We start from the raw sequence: 12,217 nt of genomic DNA on the forward strand, positions 1-12,217 counted from the left end.
TAAGAATCCGTATCTTCGAGTGCCCACACAGATTGTCTGATAAATTGTTAAAGAGCAGTTGCGACGCGCTTTAGCGCTCTGTCGCGAGGTGGCGTATATTACGCTTTCCTCTTTCAGAGTCAACCCTCATTTTCAGGTTTTTCTCTTCAACCGGACCGGCTGTTTGCGTGAAGTGATTCACATCCGCCGTGTCGATGGAGGCGCATTATAGGGATCCCATTTTTTAGCACAAGTGTTTTTTGGATCTTTTTTACCGAGTGCTTGTTTTTCACTCCTTTCGCTACATTCCTGTGCAATTTGGCTGATTTTTGATAACTAAATCACTTGCACAGACTCAATAATCCAACCAAAGTCTTCATTACCGCCCTATTTTCATTGAGGTAAACATGTCTGATGTACTGCGTCCTTATAAGGATCTTTTCCCACAGATCGGCGAGCGCGTCATGATCGATAGTAGTAGTGTTGTCATTGGCGATGCTCGTCTGGCTGATGATGTCGGGATTTGGCCACTGGTTGCGATTCGTGGCGACGTGAACTACGTACAGATTGGCGCCCGTACAAACATTCAGGATGGCAGCGTGCTGCATGTCACACATAAATCCACATCTAATCCGCAAGGTAACCCTCTGATCGTAGGCGAAGATGTGACTGTAGGTCATAAAGTCATGCTACACGGCTGCATCATTGGCAACCGCGTTTTAGTCGGTATGGGATCGATTTTGCTGGATGGCGTAGTAGTAGAAGATGACGTCATGATCGGAGCAGGAAGTCTGGTCCCGCAAAACAAGCGCCTGGAGAGCGGATATCTGTATCTGGGAAGCCCGGTTAAACAAATCCGCCCACTAACTGATGAAGAGAAAGCAGGCCTACAGTACTCTGCTAACAACTACGTGAAGTGGAAAGATGAGTATTTAGGTCAGGATAACCAGACCCAACCTTGATCATCTTCTTGCTGGGCCTGGATCAATGCTTCAGCCTCTTCTTCCAGATCCCAGCGATATTCGCGAAAAGTTTCAAGCCACTGTTCAGGCGTGCCGCCGCCAAAGCGATGCGCCAGCGTCTCTCCTTTTATGGCGCATTTTAGCTGCATACCATGAACCATCGCCGGGAAGACGACGGAATTAATATCCGCCACCCACTCTTCCCTATCAGGGAATTGAATCGCCTGATTCATGCAGAAAGTTCCTGTTGCAGTGTTTTAATCACAGGCTCAATCTCCGGCAGTACACCATGCCAGAGCAAAACAGCATGTGCCGCTTGCCCCACCAGCATTCCCAAACCATCGGCATAATGTTTTGCACCATGTGATACGCACCAGGAAAGGAACGGGGTATTCCCCTTTTGGTAGAACATGTCGTAGCAGTAGACCGAAGAGTGAATAAGCGATGCCGGAATGGCTGGAACATCGCCGCTAATGCCACTGGAAGTCGCGTTGATGATCAAATCGAAAGTGTAATTATCCAGCTCATCCATTCCCACCGCCTGAACGCTACCGGTATGGGAGAAGATCTGCGCCAATTCTTCAGCACGTGAGGCGGTACGATTAACAATAGTCACCGCGCAATCCATAGACAGGAGAGGCAGCAACACACCGCGGGACGCTCCACCAGCCCCAATCAGCAAAATGCGAGACCCGGGATGAATAAAAGACAAACGTTCAAGGTCGCTAAGCAGGCCGATACCATCGGTGTTATCACCCAGTAAGCGCCCATCCTCCAGCCGTTTTAGGGTATTAACCGCTCCAGCCAACGATGCCCGCTCTGTTAGTTCATCAGCACGCGCAAACGCCTCTTCTTTAAAGGGAACGGTAACATTGGCTCCCTTCCCTCCATCCGCAAAAAAGGCATTGAGCGTATTCACAAAGTTATTGATGGGCGCCAACACCCGACCATAAGAGTGGTCAATCTTCAGCTGCTCTGCAAATTGCTGATGAATAAAAGGCGATTTGCTGTGCGCTACCGGATTACCAAAAACAGCATAGGCTTCTTTCATATTACCCCTGTCGAAACTGTTCACCCGTCAAAGCATCTCTGATTTCCGAGGGATTCAAACGCCCGCCGGTATTACCTTCAACCACTGGAAAACCGTCCCCGAACTGCGCCCGTACTTCCTCTACCGTTCTGCAGGGTGGTAGTCCACTCAGATTAGCACTGGTGGAAACTAATGGCTTGCCATAGGCCTGACACAATGCAACCACCAGCGGGTGATCCGTGACACGCACGGCGAGTGAATCAAAACGACCAGTTAGCCAACGCGGCGTAGTCACAGATGCCGGAAAAACGAAGGTGACAGGGCCTGGCCAGCGCGCGAAAACAGCTTCACGTTGAGCATCAGTAAGCATGCTGTCATCAATATACGGTTTGAGTTGATCAAAGTTTGCCGCAATCAAAATCAAACCTTTATCTATTGGACGTTGTTTGAGTTCCAACAGACGCGTTACCGCCGTTTCACTGTCAGGATCACACCCGACACCAAAAACGGCTTCTGTTGGATAAGCGATGACATTTTCTTGTTGCAGAACCTCTATCGCGGCAGCGATGGGGTCCGTAGGCAGGTTTTTATTCACTTTCTTCTTCCGCCGGGATCGGCTTTCCACATTGTTTACTGGCACAGAAATGCTTCACACCCTGCGCGGTTTTCTTTTCGATGAGTAGCGGATAGTGGCACTCTGGACACTCTCCGGCTAACGGTTTGAAGTTGATGACAAACTGACACTCCGGATAGCGATCGCAGGAGTAAAAGGTTTTGCCATAACGTGAACGCCGCTGAACCAAATGGCCCGTCTGGCATTGGGGGCATACTATTGCTGTTTCATCAGGCTTATCGATAAGCTCAGTGTGATCGCAGGCAGGGTAATCACTGCACCCAATAAACATACCGAATCGTCCCTGCCTCAGCACCAGTTCAGCGCCACATGCTGGGCAGAATTTACCCTCCAGAACTTTGACTATATGTCCGTCCGCAGATGATTTCAGCGGACGGACATAATCGCATTCTGGATAGTGTGAGCAACCGAGAAACGGGCCGTGTTTCCCGGAACGTATAACCAGTTCAGCCCCACATTGTGGACAGGGCTCGTTTTTACGCACCGTAAACAGTGCTGATTTAGCCATAACAACTCATACTGAATGAAGATTGATTAATGCAGCATACCTTCATTCACTTCAAAGAGTAATTCTTCCATTTGCTGATAGGCATTTTCGCAGCCTGGAATGTTGAACAGGACCATCAGGATCACCCACTTCAGGTCTTCCAGATCAAACTCAGCCGTATCCAGCGCAAGTACGCGCTCTATCACCATTTCTCGCGTTTCGAGGTTTAGCACCTGAATCTGCTCCAGGAATAGCAGGAACCCCCGACAGCTCGCATCCAGCCGATCGCACTCTTCTGCAGTATAAATACGTACAGAAAGGGGATCTGATGCAAGCTGCATAGGTTCGGCAAGGCCGTCCTGATAATCAGCAAGCTTTTCCAGCCACAGTAACGCGTTGTAGATGTCTTCACGATCAAAACCAGCGTCGGTAAGATCCCGTTCCAGTTTGTCCTGATCCACACGCAGCTCAGCTTCGTTATGGATATATGTCTCAAACAAATACATTAGTACGTCGAACATGGCTTGCCCTCCTCAATCGGACATAGCCGCCGGGTACAGCTGCGATCCATCCTGCTAACTCCAGTTCGAGCAGTTGAGCCACTACCTCTGGCACAGGTTGGCCGGCACGTTCAGCGACGACGTCAACAGGTGTTACCTCATCTCCTACGTTAGCCAGGAGCTCTGAAAATGGCAATGCCACCTCTTCGTGATCCGGCGAATAAATTGATTTTTCAGGCTCATCTGGCAACCATTGCAGCCCATATTGCAAACTTTCCAGTATTTCCTCTGGTGACGTCACAAGCATGGCTCCCTGCTGAATGAGCCAATGGGGACCTTCACTTCCCGGGCTCCCGATCGGCCCAGGCAAAGCAAAAACCTCCCGTCCTTGTTCCAGTGCACAGCGTGCTGTGACTAATGAGCCGCTACGCTGTGCCGCCTCAACAACCAGTACTCCCTTACTTAGACCACTAATAATACGATTTCGTCGGGGAAAATTACGCGGTAAAGGGAGCATATCCAAAGGGAATTCAGACACCAGCGCGCCTCCGGCCTCTATCAAATTTTCAGCAAGTCGAACATGTCGCCGCGGATATATGGTTTCCAGGCCATTTCCCAGTACCGCAATACTGGCCCCGTGTGTGTTTATCGCTGCTGTATGCGCCACACCGTCAATCCCTTTAGCCAGTCCGCTAGTGATCGTCACACCACATGCTGCAAGCTTCTCACAGAACAACCGCGCCCATCGTTCGCCATACCAGGAGTGCTGCCGACTGCCGACAACAGCAACTTGAAATGCGTGAAGACACTCAGGGCGACCAGCAATGAAAAGTACGCCTGGGTAATCCTCAATAGCACGCAGCTGCGGCGGAAAATACTTGCTGTCGGCAAAAACCAGATGATGATGGGGTAACTCAAGCCAACGCAGCGTTTTTTCCAGTGACTGCTCAGAAAAGGCCTGAAAACGTTCGACCTGACGAGGAGTGAGCCCTGCATGCCGAAGTATCGTATTGTTAATACCCGGTTGAGCAATAAGCCAGTGAGCAGTGCGCACCATCTCATCACCATACAGTTCATTCACTTGTGCTAAACGTAACCAAATCTCAATATGGGTCATCCCTGTTCCCCTGCCACAAGCAGTCCTGGCAATCTTTGCGATTGGTCACTGATGCTGTCAATCAGAGCGGGTTTTGTCTAGAATAGAGGTAATAATCTTTCCAATTCCTGAACACAACTCTGGATAACTATGTCAGTTTTGCAAGTGTTACATATTCCGGACGAGCGTCTTCGCAAAGTCGCAAAGCCAGTTGAAGAAGTGAATGCAGAAATTCAGCGTATCGTTGATGATATGTTCGAAACGATGTACGCCGAAGAAGGTATCGGTCTGGCCGCAACACAGGTCGATATCCATCAGCGCATCATTGTTATTGATGTCTCTGAAAACCGTGACGAGCGTCTGGTACTCATTAACCCAGAGCTACTGGAGAAAGACGGCGAAACCGGCATTGAAGAAGGCTGCCTATCTATTCCTGAACAACGTGCATTAGTACCGCGCGCTGAAAAAGTAAAAATTCGTGCGCTCGATCGCGACGGCAAGCCTTTTGAACTGGAGGCCGATGGCCTGTTGGCTATCTGCATCCAACATGAAATGGATCACCTGGTCGGTAAACTGTTTATCGATTATCTGTCTCCGTTGAAGCAACAACGTATTCGTCAGAAAGTTGAAAAACTCGACCGCCTGAACGCCCGAGCTTAAGGACAAGAATCAACGTGTCAGACTCACTACGTATTATTTTTGCGGGTACACCTGACTTTGCAGCGCGTCATCTCGACGCGCTGTTGTCTTCTGGACATAACGTCGTTGGCGTGTTTACCCAGCCGGACCGCCCTGCGGGACGTGGTAAAAAGCTAATGCCCAGCCCGGTGAAAGTGCTGGCGGAAGAAAAAGGGATACCCGTTTTCCAGCCTGTATCTCTTCGTCCCCAGGAAAACCAACAACTGGTTTCTGACCTGCACGCAGATGTAATGGTGGTGGTAGCCTATGGCCTGATTCTGCCAAAAGCCGTACTGGACATGCCGCGTCTGGGTTGTATCAACGTTCACGGTTCTCTGCTTCCACGCTGGCGTGGAGCCGCGCCGATCCAGCGTTCATTGTGGGCAGGCGACACCGAAACCGGTGTAACCATCATGCAGATGGATGTCGGTCTGGACACAGGCGATATGCTGCATAAGCTGTCCTGCCCAATTACGGCAGAAGATACTAGCGGTTCGTTATACGACAAGCTGGCAGATTTAGGGCCTCAGGGGCTGATTGAAACGCTAAAACAGCTTGCTGCTGGCACAATAAAACCAGTTGTTCAGGATGAATCTCTGGTTACGCATGCTGAAAAACTCAGCAAAGAAGAGGCCCGTATCGACTGGTCGCTTTCGGCCGCTCAACTGGAACGCTGTATCCGCGCCTTTAACCCGTGGCCAATGAGCTGGCTTGAAATAGAAGGTCAGCCAGTAAAAGTCTGGAAAGCTTCTGTTATTGCTGCGAACACACAGGCTGCACCAGGCACCATCCTCGAGGCGACAAAGCTGGGCATCCAGGTCGCAACAGGCGACGGTATCCTGAATCTCATCGCTTTACAGCCTGCCGGCAAGAAAGCGATGAGCGCACAGGATCTGCTCAATTCACGTCGGGAGTGGTTTGTGCCCGGAAATCGTCTGATCTGACGGTTCATCTCTTTTAAAGCCCGGAACCTCCGGGCATTTTTATTTTTGCGCTTATGAAAAAACATCTTAATTTACGCAGTATGGCGGCCCAGGCCGTCGAACAGGTTGTTGAAAAGGGCCAATCGTTGAGTAACGTGCTGCCCGCCATGCAGCAAAAAGTAGCCGATAAAGATAAGGCGCTGTTGCAGGAGCTTTGCTTCGGTGTTTTACGTACGCTCTCCCAGCTGGAGTGGATGATTCAACAGTTGATGGAACGCCCGATGACGGGCAAACAGCGCACTGTCCACTATCTGATTATGGTTGGCTTCTACCAGCTTTTGCATACTCGTATTCCGCCACATGCTGCGCTTGCTGAAACCGTCGAAGGTGCAGTCGTTATCAAGCGACCTCAGCTGAAAGGGCTAATTAACGGCGTATTACGCCAGTTTCAGCGCCGTCAGGAAGAGTTGCTCACCGAATTTGCGCAAAGCGAACTGCGTTTTTTACACCCTTCATGGCTGGTTAAGCGTATCAAAAATGCCTATCCACAACAGTGGGAGACGATTCTTGCAGCCAATAACCAGCGACCACCGATGTGGCTACGTGTCAATCGTAACCACCATACACGCGACGCTTGGCTGGGTCTGCTTACCGAAGCGGGATTAACCGGCTTCCCGCATCCGGACTACCCGGATGCGGTACGTCTGGAAACGCCAACTCCTGTGCACGCCCTACCAGGTTTTGACGAAGGCTGGGTGACCGTCCAGGATGCTTCAGCTCAAGGATGCGTGACCTATCTGTTACCGAAGGACGGTGAACAGATCCTCGACTTGTGCTGTGCGCCGGGCGGTAAAACCACTCACATTCTGGAAGTTGCCCCGCAAGCTAATGTGATGGCTGTCGATGTCGATGAAAAACGTCTGTCGCGTGTCTATGACAACCTGAAACGCCTTGGCACGAAGGCAACCGTTAAACAGGGCGATGGTCGTTACCCCGAACAGTGGTGCGGCGAACAAAAGTTTGATCGCATTTTGTTAGATGCACCGTGTTCTGCCACTGGGGTCATCCGTCGCCATCCCGATATAAAGTGGCTGCGTCGCGATCGGGATATTGCTGAACTCGCCCAATTGCAGGCAGAAATACTTAATGCGACCTGGGCACATCTGAAACCGGGTGGCACGCTGGTTTATGCAACCTGTTCTATTTTGCCTGAAGAGAACCAACAGCAAATCTCTGCCTTCCTGGCACGAACGCCTGATGCTCTATTAAGTGAAACGGGTACGCCGGAACAACCAGGGCGCCAGAATTTACCGGGTGCAGAAGAAGGTGACGGTTTCTTTTACGCTAAGCTAATCAAGAAGTGATGAGATAACGGGTCGCAACTGATGAAAATTATCATTCTGGGCGCAGGGCAAGTTGGCGGTACGTTGGCTGAGAACCTGGTCGGAGAGAACAACGATATCACGGTAGTCGATACCAATGGTGAGCGTCTGCGCAGCCTGCAGGACAAGTTTGATCTCCGCGTTGTGCAAGGCCATGGTTCTCATCCCCGTGTACTGCGTGAGGCCGGAGCTGACGACGCCGATATGCTGGTTGCAGTAACCAGCTCAGATGAAACCAATATGGTTGCCTGCCAGGTAGCATACTCACTCTTTAATACCCCCAATCGTATCGCCCGAATTCGCTCGCCGGATTATGTCCGCGATGCAGATAAACTGTTCCAGTCTGATGCAGTGCCTATCGATCATCTGATTGCGCCAGAGCAGCTGGTTATCGATAGCATTTATCGACTGATTGAATACCCGGGTGCGTTACAGGTAGTAAATTTTGCCGAAGGTAAAGTCAGTCTGGCGGTGGTCAAAGCCTATTACGGCGGGCCATTGATAGGCAATGCACTGTCGACAATGCGCGAGCATATGCCACACATCGATACCCGCGTCGCGGCGATATTCCGTCATGACAGGCCAATTCGTCCGCAGGGTTCCACCATTGTTGAAGCGGGTGATGAAGTATTCTTTATTGCAGCTTCACAGCATATTCGTGCCGTAATGAGTGAACTTCAGCGTCTGGAAAAACCCTACAAGCGTATTATGTTAGTGGGTGGCGGTAATATCGGTGCTGGTCTGGCCCGACGTCTGGAAAAAGATTACAGCGTCAAACTGATCGAACGCAATCAGCAACGGGCATCCGAGCTTGCAGAGAAATTGCAAAATACAATCGTCTTTTTCGGCGATGCCTCGGATCAAGAGCTGCTGGCTGAAGAACATATTGATCAAGTTGATCTTTTTATCGCGGTAACCAACGACGATGAAGCTAACATTATGTCGGCCATGCTCGCCAAACGCATGGGCGCAAAGAAAGTCATGGTGCTGATCCAGCGTAGGGCGTATGTTGATCTGGTCCAGGGTAGCGTGATTGATATTGCAATTTCACCGCAACAGGCCACCATATCTGCGCTACTGAGCCATGTGCGCAAAGCTGATATTGTCGGCGTTTCTTCGCTGCGACGCGGTGTTGCGGAAGCGATTGAAGCTGTCGCGCACGGGGATGAAACGACATCACGAGTTGTCGGTCGCGCAATAGACGAAATTAAACTTCCACCTGGTACCATTATTGGTGCCGTAGTGCGAGGTAACGACGTGATGATAGCCAATGACAACCTGCGTATTGAGCAGGGTGATCACGTTATCATGTTCCTGACAGACAAAAAATTTATTACTGACGTCGAACGGCTATTCCAGCCAAGTCCTTTTTTCCTGTAAATATTTGGGCGCTTATATAGCGCCCATTTTATTTCCCTTTATTTTTCATGGTCTAATAAATTTTCCTTTCAGCAATACATAAATGGAAAATGTCTTAACATTTGTTAAACTTATAAACGTCAGCTGCATAGGGAGAATAAAATGAGCATTATTAAAGAGTTTCGCGAATTCGCGATGCGCGGGAATGTTGTCGATTTGGCAGTGGGTGTCATTATTGGTGCGGCATTCGGTAAGATTGTTTCATCGCTGGTTGCCGATATCATCATGCCGCCACTGGGGTTGTTAATTGGTGGGATCGATTTTAAACAGTTTGCTTTGACATTACGCGATGCGCAGGGAGACATCCCGGCTGTCGTTATGCATTACGGTGTATTTATTCAGAACGTCTTTGATTTCATTATTGTGGCGTTTGCTATCTTTATGGCAATCAAACTGATCAACAAACTGAATCGTAAAAAAGAGGAAGAACCTGCAGCACCGCCGGCTCCTTCTAAAGAGGAAGTATTGTTAAGTGAAATTCGTGACCTGCTGAAAGAACAGAATAACCGCTCTTAAACACTCACTAAAACAAGAAGGCCAGTGGTAAAAAAGTGATTCACTTTCTTGCCACTGGCCTCCCAGTTACCCCGATTGCCATGTTTACCTTTACGCAGATAACTACCTTTCCCTTTTTTATTCTTCTCAACACGCTGCCTGAAAAGTGGATCATGCAGTAGCGCCTCAATGGCGTTGTCCTTTATCTGCCCTTTGGTGTGCTGATAACGACTCATAATATCTCCAGTTTGTGGTAACAATTTACGCCGCGAGTCTAGACCCTCCCGTTCAATAAATCAACAACCTGTTGTCGTGCCACTGGCACCTTGTTCAAGTGCCTCCAGAATAGAACAATAGACGCTGCTGTGTGCCTTTCCGCAGCATGCATCATTCAATCGCTGCAATGATCGTTGCATCGTTTGAAGTTCGGCTATACGTGCTTCGACTTCCTGCAATCTATCCTGAACGATCCCTTTTGATTCCTGACAGGTATGGTGTTCCGGATCGACACGGATCGAAAGTAATTCACGAATAGACTCCAACGTAAAACCTAGCTGTCGCGCGTAACGAATAAACTTCAGCCGTTGCAGATCACTTTCTGTATAGAGTCGAAATCCGCCTTCAGTACGTACTTCATGCTCCATCATCTGCTGCTTTTCATAGTAGCGGATAGTATCGGGCGTCACGTCGGCCAGTTTTGCTAATTCACCAATCCGGTACATACTTCCTCCGCTATTCATCATTAATTTTATGCAATAGTTTATCCGCGTATTCACCACGTAGAAACTCGGTGCTAAGTCCGGCCTGACGAAGTTTGAGTTCAAGTAGCGACAGACGTCGACTCACATCCTGATAACGAGGATCGTCCTGGCGAATACCTGCAAGTATATCAAGCAACTGTATCGCCTCTCTGCGTTGTTCGAGCTCAGGAGGAAGACACCCAGAGTTTTTTAATAAACGGTACCCGGCCCGAAGCTCCGGCGGGACATGAGAATCATCGTCAAGAGTCAATGGCTCACCTGTACCCGGTAAATCATCAAACTCGCCTTTAGATTGTGCGTCAATGATATGACGCTCTGCCCACTGGTCCAGTAACCACATACGACACCCCAGGGGATGAACAAAAAGAATACAGATATTGTAGATAAGTGGGGATCTTGCGGATATAAAAAAACCCGCCGAGGCGGGTTTTTTTACGTTACTACAGATTACTCTGCAGCAGCTTCTGCTTTCGATTCAGAGCGATCAACCAGCTCGATGTATGCCATCGGCGCGTTGTCACCTGCACGGAAGCCACACTTCAGAATGCGAGTGTAACCACCGGCGCGGCTCGCGAAACGCGGGCCCAGCTCGTTAAACAGTTTTGCCACGATCTCGTTATCACGAGTGCGGGCGAATGCCAGACGACGATTAGCTACGCTATCAGTCTTGGCAAGAGTAATCAGCGGCTCAACTACGCGACGCAGCTCTTTCGCTTTCGGCAGAGTCGTCTTGATGATTTCATGACGAACCAGTGAACCTGCCATATTGCGGAACATAGCCTGGCGATGGCTGCTGTTGCGGTTCAGTTGACGACCACTCTTACGATGGCGCATGACCTTATCCTTCTCAGTAAAACCTTAACCTGTGATCCGGTTACTCGTCAGCGATGCTTGCCGGTGGCCAGTTTTCCAGGCGCATGCCCAGAGACAGTCCACGGGAAGCCAGCACGTCTTTAATCTCGGTAAGAGATTTTTTACCAAGGTTAGGCGTCTTAAGAAGCTCAACCTCAGTACGCTGTACCAGATCACCGATATAGTGGATAGCTTCTGCTTTGAGGCAGTTAGCAGAGCGGACAGTCAATTCCAGATCGTCAACAGGGCGCAGCAGGATCGGATCGAATTCTGGTTTCTCTTCTTTAACTTCCGGCTGACGTACATCACGTAAATCAACGAAAGCTTCCAGTTGTTCAGCCAGAATGGTTGCCGCACGACGAATCGCCTCTTCAGGATCGATTGTGCCGTTGGTTTCCATTTCGATGACCAGCTTGTCCAGGTCGGTACGCTGTTCTACACGCGCTGCTTCAACATTGTAGGCAATACGCTCTACAGGGCTGTAGCATGCGTCGACCAGCAGACGGCCGATTGGGCGCTCATCTTCTTCCGAATGAATTCGGGTAGAAGCCGGCACATAACCACGACCGCGCTGAACTTTGATACGCATGCTAATAGATGCATTCTCATCGGTCAGGTGGCAGATCACGTGCTGTGGCTTGACGATTTCGACATCCCCATCATGGGTAATGTCGGCTGCAGTCACAGGGCCAATGCCAGATTTATTCAAGGTAAGAATAACGTCATCTTTACCCTGAACTCTCACCGCCAGCCCTTTCAGGTTGAGCAGGATTTCCAGGATATCTTCCTGAACGCCTTCTTTGGTGCTGTACTCATGTAGTACACCATCAATCTCAACCTCGGTCACCGCGCAACCCGGCATCGATGAGAGCAGAATACGGCGCAGTGCGTTACCCAAAGTATGGCCAAAGCCACGCTCTAAAGGCTCAAGGGTCACCTTGGCGTGCGTCGAACTCACTTGCTCGATATCTACCAGGCGCGGTTTTAGAAACTCTGTCACAGAACCCTGCATTGTGTCC

The 12,217-nt window shown here is 49.9% G+C and carries 17 protein-coding genes; 6 read left to right on the plus strand and 11 right to left on the minus strand.

Annotated elements, in window-relative coordinates; translation table 11 throughout:
• The first annotated feature begins 386 nt into the window (after positions 1 to 386).
• Entirely contained in the window at positions 387 to 941 is a 555-nt protein-coding gene (locus NNO08_RS21485; RefSeq protein WP_271450459.1) for a gamma carbonic anhydrase family protein, read from the plus strand.
• On the opposite strand, the gene NNO08_RS21490 is transcribed toward NNO08_RS21485, so the two are convergent.
• From NNO08_RS21490 to dprA, 6 genes are read right to left on the minus strand one after another with little or no spacing between them, the layout of a single operon-like run.
• Positions 917 to 1,174, minus strand: coding sequence for a DUF1488 domain-containing protein (locus NNO08_RS21490; RefSeq protein ID WP_271450460.1), 258 nt, complete (start codon positions 1,172 to 1,174; stop codon positions 917 to 919). The genes NNO08_RS21485 and NNO08_RS21490 overlap by 25 nt on opposite strands.
• Entirely contained in the window at positions 1,171 to 1,992 is an 822-nt protein-coding gene (gene aroE / locus NNO08_RS21495) for a shikimate dehydrogenase (protein WP_271450461.1), read from the minus strand. Before aroE ends, NNO08_RS21490 begins: the two co-directional genes overlap by 4 nt.
• Before the next feature lies 1 nt (position 1,993).
• On the minus strand, positions 1,994 to 2,566 hold the full coding sequence (gene tsaC / locus NNO08_RS21500; RefSeq protein ID WP_271450462.1) for an L-threonylcarbamoyladenylate synthase type 1 TsaC: 573 nt from the start codon (positions 2,564 to 2,566) through the stop codon (positions 1,994 to 1,996).
• Positions 2,559 to 3,113, minus strand: a complete 555-nt coding sequence (locus tag NNO08_RS21505; RefSeq protein ID WP_271450463.1) for a DNA topoisomerase family protein — start codon at positions 3,111 to 3,113, stop codon at positions 2,559 to 2,561. Before NNO08_RS21505 ends, tsaC begins: the two co-directional genes overlap by 8 nt.
• A gap of 26 nt (positions 3,114 to 3,139) precedes the next feature.
• Positions 3,140 to 3,613 carry a DUF494 family protein Smg gene (gene smg / locus NNO08_RS21510; RefSeq protein WP_005134083.1) on the minus strand — a complete coding sequence of 158 codons (474 nt, stop codon included), beginning with the start codon at positions 3,611 to 3,613 and terminating at the stop codon, positions 3,140 to 3,142.
• Entirely contained in the window at positions 3,585 to 4,709 is a 1,125-nt protein-coding gene (gene dprA / locus NNO08_RS21515) for a DNA-protecting protein DprA (RefSeq protein ID WP_271442364.1), read from the minus strand. The genes smg and dprA overlap by 29 nt, the downstream gene beginning before the upstream one ends.
• Positions 4,710 to 4,838: 129 nt before the next feature.
• Here dprA and def point away from each other — a divergent pair, with 129 nt between their 5' ends.
• From def to mscL, 5 genes are all read left to right on the plus strand, one after another.
• Positions 4,839 to 5,348 (plus strand): peptide deformylase, encoded by a 510-nt coding sequence (gene def / locus NNO08_RS21520; RefSeq protein WP_040232019.1) that lies wholly within the window; start codon positions 4,839 to 4,841, stop codon positions 5,346 to 5,348.
• Positions 5,349 to 5,362: 14 nt separating this feature from the next.
• Positions 5,363 to 6,310 (plus strand): methionyl-tRNA formyltransferase, encoded by a 948-nt coding sequence (gene fmt, locus NNO08_RS21525; RefSeq protein WP_271457509.1) that lies wholly within the window; start codon positions 5,363 to 5,365, stop codon positions 6,308 to 6,310.
• 53 nt (positions 6,311 to 6,363) lie between these two features.
• Complete coding sequence (rsmB, locus tag NNO08_RS21530; protein WP_271457510.1) at positions 6,364 to 7,653, plus strand: 16S rRNA (cytosine(967)-C(5))-methyltransferase RsmB; 1,290 nt, start codon at positions 6,364 to 6,366, stop codon at positions 7,651 to 7,653.
• Between the two features lie 21 nt (positions 7,654 to 7,674).
• Positions 7,675 to 9,051, plus strand: coding sequence for a Trk system potassium transporter TrkA (gene trkA / locus NNO08_RS21535; protein WP_115601380.1), 1,377 nt, complete (start codon positions 7,675 to 7,677; stop codon positions 9,049 to 9,051).
• 141 nt (positions 9,052 to 9,192) lie between these two features.
• A complete protein-coding gene (gene mscL, locus NNO08_RS21540) occupies positions 9,193 to 9,606 on the plus strand; it encodes a large-conductance mechanosensitive channel protein MscL (protein ID WP_137383643.1) in 414 nt (137 codons plus the stop codon).
• On the opposite strand, the gene arfA is transcribed toward mscL, so the two are convergent.
• The 5 genes from arfA to NNO08_RS21565 all read right to left on the minus strand — a co-directional run bounded on the left by arfA (position 9,603) and on the right by NNO08_RS21565 (position 12,210).
• Positions 9,603 to 9,821: an alternative ribosome-rescue factor ArfA gene (gene arfA / locus NNO08_RS21545; RefSeq protein WP_271442361.1), complete on the minus strand. Its 219-nt coding sequence runs from the start codon at positions 9,819 to 9,821 to the stop codon at positions 9,603 to 9,605. The genes mscL and arfA overlap by 4 nt on opposite strands.
• Positions 9,822 to 9,881: 60 nt before the next feature.
• Positions 9,882 to 10,307: a Zn(2+)-responsive transcriptional regulator gene (gene zntR, locus NNO08_RS21550; protein WP_271442360.1), complete on the minus strand. Its 426-nt coding sequence runs from the start codon at positions 10,305 to 10,307 to the stop codon at positions 9,882 to 9,884.
• Between the two features lie 10 nt (positions 10,308 to 10,317).
• Entirely contained in the window at positions 10,318 to 10,686 is a 369-nt protein-coding gene (locus NNO08_RS21555) for a DUF1992 domain-containing protein (RefSeq protein ID WP_271450467.1), read from the minus strand.
• A 107-nt stretch (positions 10,687 to 10,793) separates the two neighbouring features.
• Positions 10,794 to 11,180: a 50S ribosomal protein L17 gene (gene rplQ, locus NNO08_RS21560; protein ID WP_001216372.1), complete on the minus strand. Its 387-nt coding sequence runs from the start codon at positions 11,178 to 11,180 to the stop codon at positions 10,794 to 10,796.
• Between the two features lie 40 nt (positions 11,181 to 11,220).
• Positions 11,221 to 12,210, minus strand: a complete 990-nt coding sequence (locus NNO08_RS21565) for a DNA-directed RNA polymerase subunit alpha (RefSeq protein WP_003031139.1) — start codon at positions 12,208 to 12,210, stop codon at positions 11,221 to 11,223.
• Positions 12,211 to 12,217 lie beyond the last annotated feature (7 nt).

The sequence above is a fragment of the Citrobacter sp. Igbk 17 genome, from assembly GCF_028069775.1.
Classification (GTDB): Bacteria; Pseudomonadota; Gammaproteobacteria; order Enterobacterales; family Enterobacteriaceae; genus Citrobacter.

Coding starts and splice junctions, on each gene's coding strand:
- NNO08_RS21565 (WP_003031139.1), bottom strand. CDS start 12,210: ATGCAGGGTTCTGTGACAGAGTTTCTAAAACCGCGCCTGGTAGATATC.
- def (WP_040232019.1), top strand. CDS start 4,839: ATGTCAGTTTTGCAAGTGTTACATATTCCGGACGAGCGTCTTCGCAAA.
- zntR (WP_271442360.1), bottom strand. CDS start 10,307: ATGTACCGGATTGGTGAATTAGCAAAACTGGCCGACGTGACGCCCGAT.
- NNO08_RS21490 (WP_271450460.1), bottom strand. CDS start 1,174: ATGAATCAGGCGATTCAATTCCCTGATAGGGAAGAGTGGGTGGCGGAT.
- mscL (WP_137383643.1), top strand. CDS start 9,193: ATGAGCATTATTAAAGAGTTTCGCGAATTCGCGATGCGCGGGAATGTT.
- dprA (WP_271442364.1), bottom strand. CDS start 4,709: ATGACCCATATTGAGATTTGGTTACGTTTAGCACAAGTGAATGAACTG.
- smg (WP_005134083.1), bottom strand. CDS start 3,613: ATGTTCGACGTACTAATGTATTTGTTTGAGACATATATCCATAACGAA.
- aroE (WP_271450461.1), bottom strand. CDS start 1,992: ATGAAAGAAGCCTATGCTGTTTTTGGTAATCCGGTAGCGCACAGCAAA.
- NNO08_RS21555 (WP_271450467.1), bottom strand. CDS start 10,686: ATGTGGTTACTGGACCAGTGGGCAGAGCGTCATATCATTGACGCACAA.
- rplQ (WP_001216372.1), bottom strand. CDS start 11,180: ATGCGCCATCGTAAGAGTGGTCGTCAACTGAACCGCAACAGCAGCCAT.
- rsmB (WP_271457510.1), top strand. CDS start 6,364: ATGAAAAAACATCTTAATTTACGCAGTATGGCGGCCCAGGCCGTCGAA.
- NNO08_RS21505 (WP_271450463.1), bottom strand. CDS start 3,113: ATGGCTAAATCAGCACTGTTTACGGTGCGTAAAAACGAGCCCTGTCCA.
- NNO08_RS21485 (WP_271450459.1), top strand. CDS start 387: ATGTCTGATGTACTGCGTCCTTATAAGGATCTTTTCCCACAGATCGGC.
- trkA (WP_115601380.1), top strand. CDS start 7,675: ATGAAAATTATCATTCTGGGCGCAGGGCAAGTTGGCGGTACGTTGGCT.
- arfA (WP_271442361.1), bottom strand. CDS start 9,821: ATGAGTCGTTATCAGCACACCAAAGGGCAGATAAAGGACAACGCCATT.